We start from the raw sequence: 19,247 nt of genomic DNA, 5'->3' as shown, positions 1-19,247 counted from the left end.
GCCGGAGGCACCCTCCAGCGTCAGGAGAACTTCGGAGCGCAAATGGCTGATTCGACTCTGTTCCAGGCGCAGGCCAAGCATGCAGGATGACGAGTTCAGACCGAAGCTCGGGAAGATTGGCTCCCGGGGTTCGAAGGCCGGCAAACGCTTTGTCGGCCAGGTCCGGGCAGCGATCAACCGAGCTGGTGGCCGGCCCCAGCGTGGTGGCCGCTTCGCGGGCAGCCGGATAGGCCGGGGTGGGGCGACGGCCGCGCTGCTGAAATCACGCGATCGCCATGCAGCCTTCCGCCAGCGCCGGGTCGTCGTCAAGGCGCGTGTCGTCAAGCTGGCCGGCAAGAGCGCGGACGGGGCGCGTGCGCATCTGCGCTACATCCAGCGCGACGGCGTCACCCGGGAGGGCGCGCCTGGCCGGCTCTATGGCGCCGACAGCGATCGCGTCGCCGGCAAGGACTTCCTCGATCGTGCCGATGGCGATCGCCATCAATTCCGCTTCATCGTCGCACCCGAGGACGGCATCGAATTCGACGACCTCAAGCCACTGACGCGGCGGCTCATGGCACAGATGGAGGAGGATCTCGGCACGAAGCTCGACTGGGTTGCCGTGGACCATTTCAATACCGGCCATCCGCACACCCACATCATCGTGCGTGGCAAGGACGATCGCGGTGAGAATCTCGTCATAGCGCGCGAATACATCTCGAGCGGCATCCGCGAGCGCGCTGCCGAGCTGGTCAGCCTCGATCTCGGTCCGCGCACCGACCACGAGATCGAGCACCGCCTGCGTCAGGAAATGCAGCAGGAACGCTTCACCAGCATCGACCGCCGCCTGCTGCAGCTGCGTGACGAGAGTGGGCTCGTGTCACCGGATAGCCGCGATGCGTTTCGACAGACCTTGCATCAGGGGCGCCTGCGCAAGCTCGAGCGGATGCATCTGGCCGAAGAGATCGCCCCGGGCCGCTGGCGGCTCGATGACGGGCTTGAAGCGACGCTGCGCCGCATCGGCGAACGCGGCGACATCATCAAGACCTTGCATCGCGAACTGACGGGCAGGGGGATCTCCCGCAGTGCCGCCGACTGCGTGATCCAAGATGGATCGGGCGAGCAGGCCGCCCCTGTCGTCGGCCGCGTTGTCGCGCGCGGGCTGGCCGACGAGCTCAGCGACCGGCATTACCTCATCGTCGACGGTGTGGATGGCAAAACCCGATACATCAACATCGGCAAAGGCGAGGCGACAGAGCCGACGCCCGACGGCTGCATCGTGCGTGTCGCGCCGAGGAACACAGAGCCCAGGCTGGTTGACCGCACGGTGGCCGAAATCGCGGCTGCCCATCACGGCCGCTACAACATCGACATTCATCTGAAGCACGATCCGACCTCCACCGACCGCTTCGCCGAAACGCATGTGCGCCGGCTGGAGGCAATCCGGCGCGCTACCGGGGGCGTCGAGCGCGAGCCCGATGGCACCTGGATCATCGCGCCGGATCATCTCGATCGTGTAGCCGCCTACGAGCGCCAGCAGGCGAGGACCCAGCCTGTCACGGTCGACAAGCTCTCTTCGATGCCGCTGGAGCGGCAGGTTGGCTTTGACGGCGCGACCTGGATCGACAGCCAGCTTGTCTCCGAGGCATCAGAGAGGTTACGTAACTCGGGCTTCGGCCGTGAGATGCAGGAGGCGCGGAGCCGCCGACAGCAGTGGCTGATCGCGCAGGGCCTTGCCGATCAGGAGCAGGATCGGATCGTCTATCGCGCCAACATGATTTCGATCCTCCGCCAGCGGGAGTTGAACCGTGTTGCCGGTCAACTGTCGGAAGAGCTTGGCCTGTCCTATGCCGAAACGCGGGCCGGTCATCGCGTAGTGGGCACGCTCCGCCGGTCAGTTGAACTCGCCAGCGGCAAATACGCCGTTATCGAGAAATCGCGAGAGTTCACGCTCGTACCATGGCGGCCGGTGCTCGAGCGGCATGTCGGCAAAGAGGTTTCCGGCCTGGTGCAGCGCGAGGGCATCTCTTGGAGCATCGGTCGGCAAAGGAGTGGGCCCAGCGTTTCGTGACTTTCATGGTAGCCATGCGCAGGTGCGGGGTGCCTTCGACCCCCGCAAGAGTTCGACAAGGTGATCCGAGCCATGAGGCATAAGATGACATAACGCGTCCGCCTGCTTGCATAGGCAGCCAAAAATGGGGCTGATAGCCACCCGATTCGCATCGGCATCGAACTTTGATGCACGATCCCAAATCGACTGACGCAGACGAAGCGAATGCGCTGGGCAGCAGAGGAAGGTAGCAATGCAAATGATCCTTAGGGCCATCGACAGAGCCTGGCATTCGGCCTTGTCTAAGATCGACACAGCCCGGTTGCGGCGGCAGCGTCGGCAACTCGGCGACGTTGCCACGGCTGAATTTCAGCGGCCGAAACTCCGCACCGCCGAACACTCCGCCACTAAGTCGGCCACCGGACGATCCTCTCCGCGACACGCGGCGGTGCCCAAGAGGGACAGCTTGCAGGGACAATCTGCGCGGCCGCGCAAGTTGAAAAAGCACTGAACAAAGCCGCAAATCGCGGCAATTGGTAGCGAATTTGACGGCTTTCTCATTCTCTGAGACGGGTGAAGGTCAGGAGACCTGGATAGCCGAAATCAACGGTCCGTCTCGCCGATGTCAAACACGAACTCGCCTATCCGCTGGCTGGATGGCAGCTATCCCAAAAATCGATTTACCTGTTTTGCCGAATTCTACTAGGGAGGCTGAGCGCTTGGCCGTGCCCTTGGGCCGACTGAGGCTATCGGGAAGAATTCGGAGACGATCATGTGCGGGATTGTTGGCATCGTTGGGCATCAGCCGGTGTCGGAGCGGTTGGTCGACGCGTTGAAGCGGCTCGAATATCGCGGCTATGACTCAGCCGGCCTTGCCACCCTTTGCGAGGGCTCGTTGCACTCCCGGCGCGCGAAGGGCAAGCTTGTCAATCTCGAGAAAAGATTGAAGGAAGAGCCGCTGAGTGGCATCGTCGGCATCGCACATACACGTTGGGCGACCCATGGCGCACCCACCGAGCGCAACGCCCACCCGCACATTGCCGAGGGTGTGGCCGTGGTTCACAACGGCATCATCGAGAATTTCGCCGAATTGAAGGATGAACTGGCGGCGGCGGGCGCCGAGTTCCAGACCGATACCGACACCGAGGTTGTCGTACATCTCTTGGCACGATACCGCCGTGAGGGCATGGGGAGGGGTGAGGCAATGCATGCCATGCTGAAGCGCGTCAGGGGTGCGTACGCGCTTGCTGTTCTCTTTGAGGATGATCCGTCCACCATCATGGCGGCGCGCAATGGACCCCCATTGGCGATCGGTCATGGCGACGGCGAGATGTTCCTGGGCTCCGACGCGATCGCGCTTGCTCCCTTCACAAATGCGGTCACGTATCTCGTCGACGGCGACTGGGCCGTTATCGGCAAGACAGGAGTCGATATCTTCAATTTCGATGGCCATCCCGTCGAGCGTCCGCGCCAGACTTCCCTTGCCGGGGCATATCTGGCCGATAAGGGCAAGTATCGCCATTTCATGGAGAAGGAAATTCATGAGCAGCCCGAGGTTGTCGCCCGTGCGCTCGGTTATCACACCAGCTTCGAAGGGAATCGCGCCGACACGACGTCTTGCATGGATTTCGCCGGCATCCCGAGCCTGGCGATCTCGGCTTGCGGCACCGCCTATCTGGCTGGACTTATCGCAAAATACTGGTTCGAGCGCTATGCGCGCCTGCCGGTCGAAATCGACGTCGCGTCCGAATTCCGCTACCGGGAGATCCCGTTGCCGCCGCAGTCGGCGGCTCTTTTCATTTCGCAGTCCGGTGAAACCGCGGACACGCTCGCATCCCTGAGATACTGCAAGGCGCGTGGGCTGAAGACCGGCGCTGTCGTCAACAGCCGGGAATCGAGCATTGCGCGGGAGGCCGACGCCGTCTTCCCGATCTTCGCCGGCCCGGAGATCGGCGTTGCCTCCACCAAGGCGTTCACCTGCCAGCTTGTGGCTCTAGCCACACTCGCCATTGGCGCTGCCAGGGCCCGTGGAACGGCAACGCAAGATGAGGCAAAGGCGCTCGTCACGAGTCTTGCCGAAATGCCGGGCGTCATGGGCCGGGTCCTGAACAGCATCAAGCCAGATGTCGAGCTCCTATCGCGCGAACTGTCAAAATGTCATGACGTCCTGTATATCGGCCGCGGCACCAGTTTCCCACTGGCAATGGAAGGTGCGCTGAAGCTCAAGGAGATATCCTACATCCATGCCGAGGGATATGCGGCTGGTGAATTGAAGCATGGTCCGCTCGCACTGGTCGACGAAAACATGCCAGTGATCGTCATCGCGCCACATGATCGCTTTTTCGACAAGACCGTCTCGAACATGCAGGAAGCGGCCGCCAGAGGCGGTCGGATTATCCTCATCACGGATGAGAAAGGGGCCGCTGCTTCGAAACTCGACACGATGCACACGATCGTGCTGCCGGTAGTCGACGAAATTATCGCGCCAATGATCTTTGCGCTGCCGATACAGCTTCTTGCGTATCACACGGCGGTCTTGATGGGCAAAGATGTCGACCAGCCGCGCAATCTCGCAAAATCGGTTACCGTCGAATGATGGTCACGGCCCTTCGATAGAAATGCACTTCGGCTGAACGAGCAGTCGGACGTTATCGTCGAGGCCTTAATAGCTCCGGCTAATCCTTGTGACGAGCCCGGCGCTGCTCCTCGTCGCACCTGGTCGTGCGTAGTGTGCATTTCAGTTCACATCGCGGCGCGCGATGCTTGCCCCGGTGTTCGAAACAGCGGAGCAAGCCAATGACGCCCACGAAGTTGCTGATTGGGCAGATCGTCGTCGTATTCGCAATCGTCATGCTCGGCGTGTGGACGGCCACGCAGTGGTGCGCGCACATGCTGGGCCATCAGCCGCCACTCGGCGCGCCGTGGTTTGTTGCGGCTGGCTGGCCGATCTACAAGCCGTGGAAACTGTTTGAATGGTGGTACCATTTTGACGCCTATGCGCCCGAGGTCTTCGATAAGGCCGGTGCGCTCGCCGGCGCGAGTGGGTTCGTGGGCTGTGCCGCCGCCATCGGCGGTTCGCTGTGGCGCGCGCGACAGCTCGGATCGGTGACGACCTATGGCTCGTCAAGGTGGGCAACGACTCAGGAGATCGTGACGGCAGGGCTGTTTCGGCCGGCCGGGGTTTTCCTAGGCAAGCTGAAGGATCGCTATCTGCGACATGACGGGCCCGAGCACGTCATGGCCTTTGCCCCAACACGTTCAGGCAAGGGCGTCGGACTGGTTGTTCCAACTCTTCTGTCCTGGACCGGTTCGGCGGTCATTCATGATATCAAAGGCGAGAATTGGCAGTTGACCTCCGGCTGGCGGTCGAAATTCTCCTATTGCCTTCTATTCAATCCGACGGATCCTAGGTCGGCGCGCTATAACCCGCTGCTTGAGGTACGAAAGGGTCCACAAGAGGTCCGCGATGTTCAGAACATCGCCGACATCCTGGTAGATCCGGAAGGCGCGCTGGACCGCCGGAATCACTGGGAAAAGACAAGTCATTCCCTCCTCGTCGGCGCCGTTTTGCACGTGCTCTATGCCGAAGAGGAAAAGACGCTTGCCCGCGTGGCCACTTTCCTGTCGGACCCGCAACGTTCCTTTTCCGCGACGCTGCAGCGGATGATGACCACCAACCACCTGGGCACGCCCGACAAGCCTGAGGTCCATCCGGTCGTGGCCTCGGCGGCACGTGAGCTGCTGAACAAATCGGAAAACGAGCGTTCGGGTGTTTTGTCGACCGCCATGTCATTTCTCGGGCTCTATCGCGACCCGACGGTCGCGGCGGCAACATCGACCTGCGACTGGCGCATTGTCGATCTCATGGATGCCGAGCGACCGATATCGCTCTACCTGGTCGTGCCGCCGTCGGACATCTCGCGCACCAAGCCCTTGGTGCGCCTGATCCTGAACCAGATCGGCAGACGCCTGACCGAGCGCCTTGAGGGCGATCCAAGCAGGAGTCGCAAACATCGACTCCTCATGATGCTCGACGAATTCCCGGCGCTCGGGCGGTTAGATTTCTTCGAGACCGCGCTCGCCTTCATGGCCGGCTATGGCATTCGCGCATACCTGATCGCGCAATCATTGAACCAGATATCCAAGGCCTATGGCGAGAACAGTGCCATTCTCGACAACTGCCACGTGCGTATTGCCTTTTCCTCCAATGACGAACGCACCGCCAAGCGCATTTCGGATGCGCTCGGCACCGCAACGGAGCTTAGATCGATGCGCAACTATGCCGGCCACCGGCTGGCGCCCTGGCTGTCGCACGTCATGGTCAGCCGGCAGGAAACGGCCCGACCGCTGCTCACTCCTGGCGAGGTGATGCAGCTGCCCCAAACCGACGAGCTGGTGCTGATTTCAGGGCTGCCGCCGTTGCGCGCCCAGAAGCTGCGCTATTATGAGGACTGGAATTTTACCGAACGCGTGCTACCTTCCCCGGTGCTGCGGGACAGCCCTTACGCGGACCGTCCGGCTTCGCGCACGGATGACTGGACTGGACGGGTGCGCGGCGTTGACGGTCGTCTGGCTGCGGGCGACGAAATTGCCGACGCGGCGATCGGGGACGAGGGCGGCGTCCAGCAGCAGCGCCATCCAGCTCTAGCGGAAGATCAAGTCGTGCTTTCTCCAGAAGCTGAGCAGGACGATCTCTTCAAGTCTGTTGACGATGATAGCGAGCCGGTCGCCGACAAACGTGTCATGGATCGGATTTCGACGGCGGCCCGCGCCTACGGCATCAATGAGGGAAGGGGCGACGACAAGGACATCGTGCCCGGCTTCTGAACGCTGCTTCCTGACGGCGTACCTCAGCGTAGATAAGGGCGATAAGCGTTTTTGGGCATCTGGCGGATGCTTGTTCCCGTGCCGGCGGGCAGCGCTGGCAGTTGGAACAAGCCACATGAAGCCCCGCCGCATTCGTCACCAATTTCTGCTTGAGTTCGAGTTAAGCGAGAAGCTGGACAAACTCAGTCGTGATCCTTCGACCACCAAATCGGCGATCGTCGCCAAGGCAGTAGAAGCCTTCATCGAGCGGCGTGGCGAGAACGAGCTCGACCAACGATACGGGGTAAGGCTCGACCGTCTTTCTCGCGACCTCGCTCATGTCAGGCGCGACGCCGAGATGACGATGGAGAGCCTGGCGCTCTTCATCCGCTTCTCGATCACGCTTCACGCCCACACGCCGGCCCCGGACAGGGTAACGCAGGCCATCGGCCAGGAGCGCTTCGACAAATTTGTCGAGCAGGTCGGCCGGCAGATCGCTTCCGGGAAGCGGTCGCTTGACAAAGGCAATGGCGGGGGAGGGGAAGGGTGAACTCTCATCCGGAAGCCGACCATCGCCGCCGTGCGATGCTGCGCACCGCCATGGGTCCGGCGATCACCAAAGCGCTTTCAGACCCATCGATCATCGAGGTGATGGTCAATCCCGACGGAGCACTGCGGATCGATCGGCTCGGAGAGGGCCTGGTCGACACAGGCGTACACATCCATCCTACCGAGGCGGAGCGCATTGTCCGCCTCGTCGCTTCCCACGTGCGCGCCGAAGCGCATGCGGATAATCCGATCGTCAGCGCCGAACTGCCCTCGGGCGAGCGGTTCGAAGGCCTGCTGCCACCTGTGGTGTTGGCGCCATGCTTTGCTATTCGCAAGCCCGCCGCAAAGCTCTACAGCCTGGCCGATTATGTCGCCGACGGGGTCATGCTGCCGCTGCAGGCTGACGCGTTGAAGAAAGCCGTCCGCGAGCAGCGCAACATCCTGGTCGCGGGCGGCACCTCATCGGGCAAGACAACCCTTGCCAATGCGCTGCTAGCCGTGGTCGCCGACTGCCACGAGCGGGTGATCCTGATCGAGGATACGCGCGAACTTCAATGTGCAGCAAAAGACTGCGTTGCGCTGAGGACCAGGCGTGGTTCTGTCACGCTCGCCGATCTCGTGCGTTCGACACTGCGCCTCAGACCCGATCGCATCATCGTCGGCGAGATCAGAGGCGCGGAAGCGCTCGACATGCTGAAGGCATGGAACACTGGTCACCCAGGCGGCATCGCCACCGTTCACGCGAACTCGGCGCGGTCCGCCCTCTACCGCATCGAGCAGCTCGCACAGGAAGCCGTGGTCACCGTTCCCCGCCGGCTCATCGCCGAGGCGATAGACCTGATCGTCTTCATCGCCGGCCGCGGATCCTCGCGCCGCATCGAGACGATCGCCGAGGTCACTGGCCTCGACGGCAGTGGCGACTACGCCGTCACCCAGCTCACGCTTCCGCAACTCCAGCAACTCTGAAAGGTCACTTCATGCGCAAGAAGCCTCGCTTTCTCTGGGCCACCACGCTCGCGTTTCTTCTCACGTTTCCGGCATACGCCGCCGGCTCCGGAATGCCCTGGGAGCAGCCGCTGCAGCAGATCTTGGAATCAGTGCAGGGGCCGGTCGCCAAGATCATCGCGGTCATCATCATCATCAGCACCGGCCTGACACTCGCCTTCGGGGACACGGCAGGTGGGTTCCGTCGGCTCATCCAGATTGTCTTCGGCCTGTCGATCGCCTTTGCCGCATCGAGCTTCTTCCTCTCCTTCTTCTCCTTTGGCGGCGGGGCACTCGTCTGATGTTCGCCAGAGAGCACCATATCGAGGGCTTTGAGGTTCCGGTTCACCGGGCACTGACCGAACCAATCTTGCTCGGCGGCGCGCCGCGAGCGGTGGCCATCCTCAGTGGCACCGTCGCCGCGGCCGTCGGGCTGGGGTTGCAGCAGTGGATTGCCGGATTGGTGCTGTGGACCTGCGCGCACACCGTGGCTGTCTTCGCGGCCCGCCGCGACCCCGATTTCGCCAGCGTGCTCGTCCGCCATCTTCGCCTGAAGGGGTGGCTCGCATGCTGAATCTCTCCGAATATCGGGGCAAGGCCGACCGACTTGCCGATCATCTGCCTTGGGCCGCACTGGTGGCACCGGGCATCGTGCTCAACAAGGACGGAAGTTTCCAGCGCTCATTTGGATTTCGCGGGCCTGATCTCGAGAGTGCAACAGAAGCCGAACTCATCGGCATCTGCGCGCGGGCCAACAATGCGCTCAGACGGCTCGGCTCCGGCTGGGCATTGTTCTTCGAAGCCGAGCGCATCGAGGCGCTGGGCTACCCAAGCTCGCGTTTCCCCGACGCTGCGTCATGGTTGGTCGATGAAGAACGGCGCGCGGCCTTTCAAGGCAAGGTCGCGCACTACGAGAGCCGCTATCACCTGACGCTGACATTCATGCCGCCGCCGGACAGCCAGGCGCGGGCGCAAAGCGCTCTGGTCGACTCGCATCATTCCGGAGGCGAGAGAGAGTGGCGCCAGGAACTCACGCGGTTCCGGGACGAGACCGGTCGCGTGCTGGATCTCCTGTCAGGCTTCATGCCCGAAATACGCGCACTCGATGATGCCGAGACGCTGACTTACCTCCACGGCACGATCTCCACCCGCCGCCATCCAGTCGCCGCGCCGGAAACGCCGATCTATCTCGACGGCATCCTGGTCGATGCGCCGCTTACCGGCGGCTTGGAGCCGATGCTTGGCAACCACCATCTGCGCACGCTCACAATCCTCGGTTTTCCGAATGTCACACGGCCCGGAATTCTCGACGCGCTCAACCATCAGGATTTCCCCTACCGCTGGATGACGCGCTTCATTCCGCTGGACAAGACCGAGGCCACCAGGACGCTGACGCGGTTGCGGCGGCAGTGGTTTGCCAAGCGCAAATCGATCGTGGCCATCCTGCGCGAGGTGGTGACCAGCGAACCCGTCCCGCTCGTCGACACCGATGCCGAAAACAAGGCGCTCGATGCCGACGCCGCACTCCAGGCGTTAGGCGGCGATCATGTCGGGTTCGGCTATCTGACGACGACGGTGACGGTTTGGGACGAGGACCATCAAGCCGCTGCGGGGAAACTCCGCGCGGTCGAGCGCGTCGTCAATGGCCTCGGCTTCGCCACGATCCGTGAAGGCGTGAATGCGGTCGAGGCCTGGCTCGGCTCGTTGCCCGGCCATGTCTATGCCAATGTCCGTCAGCCGCTCGTTCACACATTGAACCTCGCCCACTTGATGCCGCTTTCCTCGGTGTGGGCCGGCCCGGCGGCGAACGAGCATCTCGCCAAAGTTACACAGGCAGAGGCCCCGCCGCTTCTGTTCGCCTCAACCAGCGGGTCGACACCGTTCCGGCTTTCCACCCACGTCGACGATGTCGGCCACATGCTGATCGTCGGACCGACCGGCGCCGGCAAATCGGTTCTCGTTGCCCTCTTCGCTCTGCAGTTCCGACGCTATGCCGGCGCGCAGGTCTATGTCTTCGACAAAGGCAATTCAGCCCGGGCCGCAATTCTTGCCATGGGTGGCGAGCATCACGCGCTGCGCGCGCACGGTGCGCTTGCCTTCCAGCCGCTGCGCAAGATTGACGATCCGGCGATCCGCAGCTGGGCAGCCGAATGGATCGCCGGGCTGATCGCCCATGAGAACGTCACCGTCACCCCGGAGGCGAAAGAGGCAATCTGGTCGGCACTCACCAGTCTTGCAACGGCGCCGGCGCAGGAACGCACACTCACCGGCCTGTCGGTCTTGCTTCAGTCCAACGCGCTGAAGTCCGCTTTGATGCCCTACACGCTCGACGGGCCCTTCGGCCGGTTGCTGGACGCGGATGACGATCGGCTGGCCTTGTCGGATGTGCAGTGCTTCGAGACCGAAGAGCTGATGCACAGCCAAGGCGCTGTGCTGCCGGTGCTCACCTATCTTTTCCATCGCCTCGAGGCGCGGTTCGATGGACGACCGACATTGCTCATGCTCGACGAGGCCTGGCTCTATCTCGACAATCCGCTCTTTGCGGGGCGTATACGCGAATGGCTGAAGGTGCTGCGCAAGAAGAACGTCTCGGTCATTTTCGCCACGCAGTCACTGGCCGACGTCGCTGGCTCTGCAATCGCACCGGCCATCATCGAGAGCTGCCCACAGCGCATCTTTCTTCCCAATGACCGTGCCGTGGAACCACAGGCACGGGAAGCCTACGAGCGTTTCGGCCTGAACGAGCGGCAGATCGAGCTTGTCGCGCGCGCCACGCCGAAGCGGCAATATTATCTGCAATCGCGCCGCGGCAACCGGCTGTTTCAGCTGGGCTTGGGCCCAATCGCGCTTGCGCTATGCGGCGCCTCCGATCCGGCCAGCCAGACCCAGATCGACAGGATCCTGTCGGAACACGGACAGGACGGCTTTGCCTTTCATTTCGTGAATGCCCGCGGGCTCTATTGGGCCGCCGAGCTTCTCCGCCAATTCCCTCAACCAGACATGGAGTAATCGTCATGATGCGGCGCCGTTTCCTTTCCGGCCTGATCACCCTTTCCCTGATGGCCAAACCGATGGCCGACTATGTCCAGCCAGCCTACGCGCTCATTGTCTTCGATCCCTCGAACTACACCCAGAATGTGCTGACGGCGGCACGCTCACTGGAGCAGATCAATAACCAGATACAGTCGCTCCAGAACCAGGCGACCATGCTACAAAACATGGCGCGCAACCTTCAGAGGCTGGATTTTTCTTCGGTGGGCCAGCTCACCGGTTCGCTGCAGCGGATCGACGGGCTCATGGACCAGGCGAGTGGTCTGAGTTTTGATCTGGGCAAGCTGCAGGACCAGTGGCGCAATCAATATCCCGAAAGCTACGACGCCACGATCAAGGTCAGCGATGTGGCAAGCGCAGCACGCGAGCGCTGGCAGAGCGCCATGCAGGCGTTCCGGCAGACGATGGGTGTCCAGTCGCAAATCCTCGACAACGTCCGCGGCGATCGCGACCTGCTTGCTGATCTCGTCAACCGCAGCCAGGGTGCTGCCGGTGCGCTTGAGGCAAGCCAGGCCACCAACCAACTGATCGCGCTCTCAACCAAGCAGCAGATGCAGATCCAGACGCTGCTCGCGACGCAGTTTCGCGCTGAGGCCGAGGATGCGGCTCGCAAAGCGCAGTCCGAAGAAGCCGCGCGCCAGACGACAAAGCGTTTCCTCGGCACCGGCACGGCCTATCCCGGCAACTGATCACCATTTCTGGCACGAGGAAGGCGCAATGAACGACCTCGGGGTCATCGATCGCTTCATGGAGACTTTCATCCGCTATATTGACAGCGGGTTTGGTCTGCTGTCGGGCGATGTCGCCTTCCTCACCACGACCCTGATCGGCATCGACATCACGTTAGCCGGGCTCGCTTGGGCATTCGCCGGCGAGCCCAACATTCTCGGCCGCTTCATCCGCAAGGTGCTCTATGTCGGCGTCTTCGCTTTCATCCTGAACAATTTCAAGAATCTCGCCGACATTATATACCGCTCCTTCGCAGGGCTGGGCATCAGCGCTTCGGCCGCCAATCTGTCGTCCGACAGTCTCCTGCGGCCCGGACGTATTGCTGCCACAGGCTTCGAGGGCGCGTGGCCGCTGCTGGATCAGGCGAGCCAGCTTCTTGGCTTTCCCGAAATCTTCGGCAACGCGCTCACCATTTTCGTGCTGCTCGTGGCCTGGTTCCTGGTCATCATTGCCTTCTTCATTCTTTCCATCCAGCTCTTCATCACCATTCTGGAGTTCAAGCTCACCACTCTCGCCGGCTTCGTTCTGGTGCCCTTCGCAGTCTGGAGCAGGTCGGCGTTCCTGGCCGAGCGCGTGCTCGGCAACGTGATCTCGTCGGGCATCAAGGTGATGGTGCTTGCGGTCATTGTCGGTGTCGGGTCCACGCTGTTCGGCGAGTTCGCTTCGGCGCTGCAAGGCAAGGAGCCGGATTTGGCCGCCGCCATGTCACAGGTGTTGGGCGCGCTGGCGCTGCTTGGGCTAGGTATTTTCGGGCCTGGAATAGCGTCCGGTCTCGTCTCGGGTGCCCCGCAGCTTGGTGCGGGCGCTGCACTGGGTACGGCCGCGGCCGCCGCCGGTGCGTCACTCATTGCGGGAGGCGCTGCGATCGCTGGGGTGCGCATGGCAGCTGATGGCGGGCTTGCCGCAATTCGCGCCGGCACCACGATCGGTTCGGCAGCTTCCTCTGCCTGGCAACTAGGACGCGCAACCTCGCCTGACTCCGGCCTGTCCGGTGTGGCTGCCGGGATGCAGGGCGTGGCAGGTGCTGCCAGCGGCGCCGCTGTGCGAGCGGCACGATCTGCCGCGGAAACCGTCGGGCGCAGCGCTGATGCCGGGCGCCAGGCCGCATGGACCGCGACCGGCGGGTCTCCCATCGCCTCGATGACCGAAACTCCTTCGGGTCCGACCACCGATGCTGCCCCTAGCTGGGCCAGGCGCCTGCGTTCCCAGCAGTCTGCGCGAGCCCACCGCCACGCCACCATGCAGGCCGTGCGCGATGGTGACAGACCGGGCGGTAGCGCCAATCCCTCTCTCAACGACAAGGACGACTAGATGCTGTTCAAGCGATCCGTTCAACGCTACGGCAAGACACCCGAGCCCATCACACCGTACCAGAAGGCGGGCCAGCTTTGGGATGAGCGCATCGGCTCATCGCGGGTGCAGGCCCGCAACTGGCGGCTGATGGCTCTTGGCTGCCTGGCATTGGCGACCGGGCTCTCCGGCGGGTTCGTTTGGCAGTCAATGCAGAGCCGGGTGGTGCCCTACGTCGTCGAGGTCGACCGCTTCGGCGAGGCGCGCGCCGTAGCCTCGGCAATCCGGGACTACGAGCCGACGGACGCCCAGATCGCCTGGCATCTTGGCCGTTTCATTCAGAATATCCGTTCCGTTTCCACCGATCCGGTGTTGGTGCGGCAGAACTGGTTGGCCGCCTATGACTTTGCCAGTGACCGCGCCGCGCTCTTCCTCAACGAATATGCCAAGGCGAACGATCCTTTCGGTCAGATCGGAACGCGAAGCGTGTCCGTCCAGGTGACCAGCGTGGTGCGGGCTTCCGGCAGCTCGTTCCAGGTCAAATGGACCGAGCAGGTCTTTGAGCGCGGCAGCCTTGCCAGCACGACCCGCTGGACGGCGATCCTCACCATCATGATCCGCCCGCCCAACAATACAGACCAACTGCGCAAGAATCCGCTCGGCCTCTTCATCAACGCCATCGATTGGTCGCGCGAGCTCGACAGTGCCGCGCCGACCTCCGTTTCCCCCAAGGAGCCCGCCAATGACAAATAAAGCCCCATCGCTCCGTGCCGCGCTGATCCTGTCGGCCTCGGCAGCGGTGCTATCCGCCTGCGCATCCAAGCCGGTGCCGCCGCCCGAGATTGCCTATGACGCTGCCGACTTCAAAGCAGCGTCGATCGAGAAGCCGCCAGAGAAACCGGTTAAAATCGTCGAGGTGCCAAAGCCGCTACCGCTTCCCGGCCAGTTGCAGCCTGACCCGGTCAAGTTCGCCGAAGACAAGCGCTCTCCTGAAGAACGCGTTGCCGATGCCAATAGGGCCGCAACTCGGCAGCCAACCAGGTATGGCTATGTCAACGCGGTCCAGGTCTATCCCTTCACCGATGGCGCGCTTTATCAGCTCTTTGCCGCGCCGGAGCGCGTCACCGATATCGCTCTGCAGCCGGGCGAGAAACTGACGGCGGTGTCCGCCGGGGACACGGTCCGCTGGGTCATCGGCGACACCGTCAGTGGCACCGGTGACGGTCAGCGCACCCATGTTTTGGTGAAGCCGTTCGCGCCCGAGCTTACCACAAATCTGGTGATCACCACGGATCGACGCACCTATCACTTGCAGCTCCAAAGCACGGACAAGACCGCAATGGCGGCCATCTCTTGGACTTACAGCGAAGACCAGATCCTTGCGCTCTCCCGGCGAAACGTTCAGGCCGACGCTGCAACGCCGGTCGCATCGAATGTTGCGCTCGAAAATATCCGCTTCCGCTATTCAATCGCCGGCGACACTCCGCCCTGGAGGCCGACACGGGCCTTTGACGACGGCAGCAAAGTCTATATCGAATTCCCCCGGCGCATCGATCAGGGCGAGGCGCCACCGCTCTTCATCGTCGGTGCCGACGGCGGCAATCAGCTGGTCAACTACCGCATGCGTGGCAACTACTACATCGTCGATCGCCTGTTCGCCGCGGCCGAACTGCGCCTCGGGGCCAAGCCGCAGCAGGTCGTTCGCATCTCAAGGATTGACGGCGGGCAATTGCCGCGTCGGATGCCACTCTTTGCCGGTTTCGGCAGGTGAGGGGAAAAGGCTCATGACCGATACCTCCCACTCCAATGCGCCGCCTAAACTCGATCCCGACCAGCTGCAGCTGCGCGCCTCACCCCGCGGTGCTGTGCGCTTCAGGCGGGGGGTGATTGTCGCGATCTCTGCCGCCGGATGTGGTGCCATTCTGGGCGTCATGATCATTGCGCTTCAGGGACCGGCATTGCGATTCAAAGAGCATGCGGAAGACCTCTACCATCCTGACCACAAGCCCACCGCCGAGGGGCTCGACAGCCTGCCCAGGGACTATTCCGGCGTCAAGCCGAAGGCACCGGTGCTCGGACCGCCGCTACCCGGTGATCTCGGCCGCCCCATCCTCGAGCGGCAGCGCCAACTCGGAATTGCGCCGGGACAGGAGGTCTCCGCCGAGGATCAACGCCTTGCCCAGCAGGCAATCGAAGCGCGCGAGTCTCAAGTGTTGTTCCGGATCGATAATCGACCCAGATCGACAGATCTCGCTGACGGCGGGGAGAGTGTACAGCAGCGGCCTGAAGCGCCGCAATCCGGAGCGACAGCCGGGTCGGCTTCCGTTGCGCCAGCCGAGGGCGATCAAAACAACCAACAGCGCAAGCTGGATTTTGTCAGTCAGCGGAGCACAAGCGGAATCTACAATCCCCATGCGCTGCAGACGTCTGCTTCGCCCTACCAACTGATGGCTGGCAGCGTAATCGCGGCAAGCCTCATTACCGGGATCAATTCCGACCTACCCGGCCTTGTCGTCGCGCAGGTCACAGAGAATGTGCAAGACACAGTCACTGGCAGCATCTTGCTCATTCCACAAGGTTCCCGGCTGATCGGCACCTATGACAGCGTGGTGGCGTTTGGGCAAAAGCGCGCATTGCTGGTCTGGCAGCGAATAATCCTGCCGGACGGGTCCTCGATCGAAATCGATAATCTGCCGGCGACAGACACCGCCGGATATGCGGGGCTTGAGGACAAGGTGGATTTCCACACCTGGCAGCTGATCAAGGGGGTTGCGCTTGCGACCACGCTTGGCGTGGGTACCGAATTGAGCCTTGGAGACAATGAAAGCGATCTGGTCAAGGCGATCCGCGAATCCGCCCAGCAGAACGTCAGTCGAGCCGGCCAGCGCATAACTGAGAAAAATCTCAACGTTCAGCCCACCATAACGATCCGACCAGGCTGGCCACTGCGCGTCATCGTGCACAAGGATCTCCTGCTGCGACCATACAAAATTGAACGGGAGTGATTATGGCCAACTTGAAACTTGGCAAGCTTCCAGACCGAACGCCTTTGAAGATTACCATCACCGTCAGCGCGGAGTTGAGCCAAGAACTCAAGGCCTATGCTGCGCTCTATCGTCAGACCTACGGCGAGTCTGAAACAGTCGCGGAACTCATCCCGTTCATGCTGGCGGGATTTCTGGACGGCGACCGAGCGTTTGCCAAGGCCAGAAAAGAAGGTCTGGCGACGGCCAGCATCTCAGACGAATCGCGGTCTTTGAAAGCCTCAGATTCCGAATGACCGAAGCAGAGAGTCAGTCAAGTGCAATTGTGGCGCACCGTGCGTGTCAGACAAGGGTGTGCGCGGGCAACATCGTCTGGCAAATAGGTCACCGATGATGGACCCTGCGCGGACCGCGACGCACTCGCTGGCTCAAACTCCCACGGAGTGCCTGGCCTTTCCCGTTTTGAGATATTTGTCGAACTTCGCAGCGACGCATCTGACAAAGGGACGACTTTCCAGCGGTACGACGAAACGATCGCCGTCGAGTTCAAGTCGGACCGACTTGTCGAGGGCCACGGTACTCGACCGAAGAAGGAGCTTCTGGCCGGCTTTGCCGAAGCGTTCCACCAAATCGACTGCCGAGAAGCCGAAATCGCACATCAGGCGCTCGATGACCCAGCCGCGGGCGCGGTCGTCGTTCGAGAAGGCAATCCCGCGGACCGAAGCCAGCCCACCGTCATCCACCATGCGGCCATACTCGGCGGTCGAAGGCATGTTCTGTACATAGCCTTGCCGGAATTGGCTGATGGATGACGGCCCGAGACCGATCAAGGTTTCGCAGCGATCCTCGGTATAGCCCTGAAAGTTGCGACGTAAAGTCCCCGCTCGCGCGGCAAGCGCCAGCGCATCGTCCGGTTTGGCGAAATGGTCGAGGCCGATTGGTTCGTATCCTTGGTCGAGTATGGCGCGTGCTGCCAGTTGCGATTGGGCAAGCCGCTCCTCCGGGCCTGGCAACCACGCCTGGTCGATCATGGTCTGATGTTTCTTGAACCATGGCACATGGGCATATCCAAAAAGGGCGATCCGGTCGGGCTCAAGCGTCAGCGCCTGCCTGACAGTGGACAAGACGATCTCCCTCGTCTGGTGCGGCAAGCCGTAGAGCAGGTCGAGGTTGACCGATTCGACGCCGCGCGATCGAACGCCGTCGACAACCGTTTTGGTCTGCAAGAAGGTCTGCTCGCGATTGATCGCCCTCTGTACCTTCTGATCGAGATCCTGGACCCCGAGGCTGGCCCTCGTCATGCCGATTTCGGCAAGTGCGTCGAGGCGGGCTTCGTCCATGTCGTTGGGTTCGATTTCGACGCTGATCCTGGTGCCGGGAAGAAATGAGAAGCTGTGGCGCAATGCGGTCCCGAGCGCCACCATGTCGTCGGGCCTGAGCATTGTCGGCGAACCGCCGCCCAAATGGACGGCACGCACCCGGCCCTTGCCTCCGGCGAGACCTGAAACGGTGGCGATCTCCGCATGCAATGATCCCAGATATCTGGTCACCGGTTCATAGTGGCGTGTCTGCTTGGTGTGGCAGGCACAGAACCAGCAAAGCCTGTCGCAGAAAGGGATGTGCACGTAGAGCGATATCTCATCGTCCTCGCTGAGCGCCTCCAGCCAGCCACGATAATCCGCAGCATCGACGCCCACGTGGAAATGCGGTGCGGTCGGATAGCTGGTATAGCGAGGGACGTTTTCGACAATCCGAGCAGCTACTTTCGACTGCATCTCGTAGTCACCATGTTTGCACCGCTGGAACTCTTGACTGGTTGGCCGGCCAATGCCCTGATTTCGATCAAGTGCAGCTCGGACAAACTGCCGCAAGGATTTTTCTACCCTGGATTGCTACCCTGTCGGTGCTTGGAAGAGGGTACAGCGAACGCATGACATTACGGCAGGACATTCACAGTTCCGGCATTCCCGTTCTTTGCCGCTCTTGCGAGGGAAGGCGTCGCGGTATTTGCGGCGCGCTCGATCCAGACCGTTTGGCTGCGCTTGCCAGGAGTTCATCGCGGCACAAGATCGAGCCAGGAGTCGAACTGGTCGGAGACTGCGAGGCCGTCAACAGCTATTCGAATGTGCTTTCAGGCGTGGTCAAGCTGACGAAGAGCCTTTCGGACGGGCGCCAGCAGATCGTAGGGCTCCAGTTTGCACCGGATTTTCTGGGGCGACCCTTCAAGGTCGAAAGCGAGATCAGTGCGGAAGCGGCAACCGTTGTCACGCTGTGTTCGTTCCCCAAGGCAGCCCTCGAACGGATGGTGAAGGAATCACCGGAACTCGAGCATCGCCTGCTCAAGCAGGCGCTGGACGAACTTGACGCAGCACGCGAATGGATGGTGACGCTCGGGCGCAAGACCGCATCGGAAAAGGTGGCGAGTTTTCTCGTCATGCTCGCCCTGAACATCGATACCAGTGTTGATTCGGCCGCCATATCGGCGTCCTTCGATCTGCCACTGACTCGTGCCGACATCTCTGATTTCCTTGGCCTGACGAATGAGACGGTGAGCCGCCAGCTGACTCGACTGCGAGCTGAAGGCGTGATCCGGATCGAGAACAAGCGCCATGTGAGGGTGGAGAGCGTCGGCCGGCTGGAGCAGCGTTGCGGCGGCCGAAGGCCGCGGCAGTTTGGATAAGCCCAGGCGGCGGGCGCTGCGCCGCCAACTCCGATCCGCGGCAGGACATGCTGCGTTCGAACACAATGTATTGCTGTAGCCTCGAGCGTCGCGGTAGCGTAGACCCAAGAGCATCCGCGACCCTTGTCGGATAGCGAGGCAGCCG

16 protein-coding genes are annotated in these 19,247 nt (G+C 62.0%); 15 read left to right on the top strand and 1 reads right to left on the bottom strand.

Translation table 11 applies throughout. From position 1 onward, the window contains the following. Window positions 1–79: 79 nt before the first annotated feature. The 14 genes from rlxS to MESCI_RS27605 all read left to right on the top strand — a co-directional run bounded on the left by rlxS (window position 80) and on the right by MESCI_RS27605 (window position 16,718). The gene (gene rlxS / locus MESCI_RS27675) at window positions 80–2,050 is read left to right on the top strand and encodes a relaxase/mobilization nuclease RlxS (RefSeq protein ID WP_013533275.1); all 1,971 of its coding nucleotides are present in this window, start codon (window positions 80–82) and stop codon (window positions 2,048–2,050) included. Between the two features lie 751 nt (window positions 2,051–2,801). After that, window positions 2,802–4,625: a glutamine--fructose-6-phosphate transaminase (isomerizing) gene (gene glmS / locus MESCI_RS27665; protein ID WP_013533273.1), complete on the top strand. Its 1,824-nt coding sequence runs from the start codon at window positions 2,802–2,804 to the stop codon at window positions 4,623–4,625. Between the two features lie 200 nt (window positions 4,626–4,825). Then, window positions 4,826–6,856 carry a conjugal transfer protein TraG gene (locus MESCI_RS27660; protein ID WP_013533272.1) on the top strand — a complete coding sequence of 677 codons (2,031 nt, stop codon included), beginning with the start codon at window positions 4,826–4,828 and terminating at the stop codon, window positions 6,854–6,856. A gap of 115 nt (window positions 6,857–6,971) precedes the next feature. Further along, window positions 6,972–7,385 carry a CopG family transcriptional regulator gene (locus MESCI_RS27655; protein WP_013533271.1) on the top strand — a complete coding sequence of 138 codons (414 nt, stop codon included), beginning with the start codon at window positions 6,972–6,974 and terminating at the stop codon, window positions 7,383–7,385. Further along, window positions 7,382–8,350 (top strand): P-type conjugative transfer ATPase TrbB, encoded by a 969-nt coding sequence (trbB, locus tag MESCI_RS27650; protein WP_013533270.1) that lies wholly within the window; start codon window positions 7,382–7,384, stop codon window positions 8,348–8,350. The genes MESCI_RS27655 and trbB overlap by 4 nt, the downstream gene beginning before the upstream one ends. Window positions 8,351–8,361: 11 nt before the next feature. Next, a complete protein-coding gene (locus MESCI_RS27645) occupies window positions 8,362–8,670 on the top strand; it encodes a TrbC/VirB2 family type IV secretion system protein (RefSeq protein ID WP_013533269.1) in 309 nt (102 codons plus the stop codon). Continuing rightward, window positions 8,670–8,942 (top strand): VirB3 family type IV secretion system protein, encoded by a 273-nt coding sequence (locus tag MESCI_RS27640; protein WP_013533268.1) that lies wholly within the window; start codon window positions 8,670–8,672, stop codon window positions 8,940–8,942. The genes MESCI_RS27645 and MESCI_RS27640 overlap by 1 nt, the downstream gene beginning before the upstream one ends. After that, on the top strand, window positions 8,936–11,377 hold the full coding sequence (gene trbE, locus MESCI_RS27635; RefSeq protein ID WP_013533267.1) for a conjugal transfer protein TrbE: 2,442 nt from the start codon (window positions 8,936–8,938) through the stop codon (window positions 11,375–11,377). The genes MESCI_RS27640 and trbE overlap by 7 nt, the downstream gene beginning before the upstream one ends. Window positions 11,378–11,382: 5 nt before the next feature. Further along, window positions 11,383–12,108 (top strand): P-type conjugative transfer protein TrbJ, encoded by a 726-nt coding sequence (gene trbJ, locus MESCI_RS27630; RefSeq protein WP_013533266.1) that lies wholly within the window; start codon window positions 11,383–11,385, stop codon window positions 12,106–12,108. Window positions 12,109–12,136: 28 nt separating this feature from the next. Further along, window positions 12,137–13,459 (top strand): P-type conjugative transfer protein TrbL, encoded by a 1,323-nt coding sequence (gene trbL / locus MESCI_RS27625; RefSeq protein WP_013533265.1) that lies wholly within the window; start codon window positions 12,137–12,139, stop codon window positions 13,457–13,459. Continuing rightward, complete coding sequence (gene trbF, locus MESCI_RS27620; RefSeq protein WP_013533264.1) at window positions 13,460–14,191, top strand: conjugal transfer protein TrbF; 732 nt, start codon at window positions 13,460–13,462, stop codon at window positions 14,189–14,191. Then, the gene (gene trbG / locus MESCI_RS27615; protein WP_013533263.1) at window positions 14,181–15,209 is read left to right on the top strand and encodes a P-type conjugative transfer protein TrbG; all 1,029 of its coding nucleotides are present in this window, start codon (window positions 14,181–14,183) and stop codon (window positions 15,207–15,209) included. The genes trbF and trbG overlap by 11 nt, the downstream gene beginning before the upstream one ends. Window positions 15,210–15,222: 13 nt before the next feature. After that, the gene (locus tag MESCI_RS27610) at window positions 15,223–16,443 is read left to right on the top strand and encodes a TraB/TrbI/VirB10 family type IV secretion system protein (RefSeq protein WP_013533262.1); all 1,221 of its coding nucleotides are present in this window, start codon (window positions 15,223–15,225) and stop codon (window positions 16,441–16,443) included. 2 nt (window positions 16,444–16,445) lie between these two features. Beyond that, window positions 16,446–16,718 (top strand): DUF2274 domain-containing protein, encoded by a 273-nt coding sequence (locus tag MESCI_RS27605; RefSeq protein ID WP_013533261.1) that lies wholly within the window; start codon window positions 16,446–16,448, stop codon window positions 16,716–16,718. A 132-nt stretch (window positions 16,719–16,850) separates the two neighbouring features. Here MESCI_RS27605 and hemN read toward each other — a convergent pair whose 3' ends face one another. Further along, window positions 16,851–18,197 carry an oxygen-independent coproporphyrinogen III oxidase gene (hemN, locus tag MESCI_RS27600; protein WP_013533260.1) on the bottom strand — a complete coding sequence of 449 codons (1,347 nt, stop codon included), beginning with the start codon at window positions 18,195–18,197 and terminating at the stop codon, window positions 16,851–16,853. A 155-nt stretch (window positions 18,198–18,352) separates the two neighbouring features. Here hemN and MESCI_RS27595 point away from each other — a divergent pair, with 155 nt between their 5' ends. Further along, the gene (locus MESCI_RS27595) at window positions 18,353–19,102 is read left to right on the top strand and encodes a Crp/Fnr family transcriptional regulator (protein WP_013533259.1); all 750 of its coding nucleotides are present in this window, start codon (window positions 18,353–18,355) and stop codon (window positions 19,100–19,102) included. Window positions 19,103–19,247: the final 145 nt, after the last annotated feature.

The organism is Mesorhizobium ciceri biovar biserrulae WSM1271 (assembly GCF_000185905.1).
Classification (GTDB): Bacteria; Pseudomonadota; Alphaproteobacteria; order Rhizobiales; family Rhizobiaceae; genus Mesorhizobium; species Mesorhizobium ciceri.
Note: the sequence above shows the minus strand (reverse complement) of the source record. Positions and strands in the feature narration are given on the sequence as shown.

Coding starts and splice junctions, on each gene's coding strand:
- MESCI_RS27595 (WP_013533259.1), top strand. CDS start 18,353: ATGACATTACGGCAGGACATTCACAGTTCCGGCATTCCCGTTCTTTGC.
- MESCI_RS27660 (WP_013533272.1), top strand. CDS start 4,826: ATGACGCCCACGAAGTTGCTGATTGGGCAGATCGTCGTCGTATTCGCA.
- rlxS (WP_013533275.1), top strand. CDS start 80: ATGCAGGATGACGAGTTCAGACCGAAGCTCGGGAAGATTGGCTCCCGG.
- MESCI_RS27610 (WP_013533262.1), top strand. CDS start 15,223: ATGACCGATACCTCCCACTCCAATGCGCCGCCTAAACTCGATCCCGAC.
- MESCI_RS27655 (WP_013533271.1), top strand. CDS start 6,972: ATGAAGCCCCGCCGCATTCGTCACCAATTTCTGCTTGAGTTCGAGTTA.
- trbE (WP_013533267.1), top strand. CDS start 8,936: ATGCTGAATCTCTCCGAATATCGGGGCAAGGCCGACCGACTTGCCGAT.
- trbF (WP_013533264.1), top strand. CDS start 13,460: ATGCTGTTCAAGCGATCCGTTCAACGCTACGGCAAGACACCCGAGCCC.
- trbG (WP_013533263.1), top strand. CDS start 14,181: ATGACAAATAAAGCCCCATCGCTCCGTGCCGCGCTGATCCTGTCGGCC.
- trbL (WP_013533265.1), top strand. CDS start 12,137: ATGAACGACCTCGGGGTCATCGATCGCTTCATGGAGACTTTCATCCGC.
- glmS (WP_013533273.1), top strand. CDS start 2,802: ATGTGCGGGATTGTTGGCATCGTTGGGCATCAGCCGGTGTCGGAGCGG.
- MESCI_RS27605 (WP_013533261.1), top strand. CDS start 16,446: ATGGCCAACTTGAAACTTGGCAAGCTTCCAGACCGAACGCCTTTGAAG.
- trbJ (WP_013533266.1), top strand. CDS start 11,383: ATGATGCGGCGCCGTTTCCTTTCCGGCCTGATCACCCTTTCCCTGATG.
- MESCI_RS27645 (WP_013533269.1), top strand. CDS start 8,362: ATGCGCAAGAAGCCTCGCTTTCTCTGGGCCACCACGCTCGCGTTTCTT.
- MESCI_RS27640 (WP_013533268.1), top strand. CDS start 8,670: ATGTTCGCCAGAGAGCACCATATCGAGGGCTTTGAGGTTCCGGTTCAC.
- hemN (WP_013533260.1), bottom strand. CDS start 18,197: ATGCAGTCGAAAGTAGCTGCTCGGATTGTCGAAAACGTCCCTCGCTAT.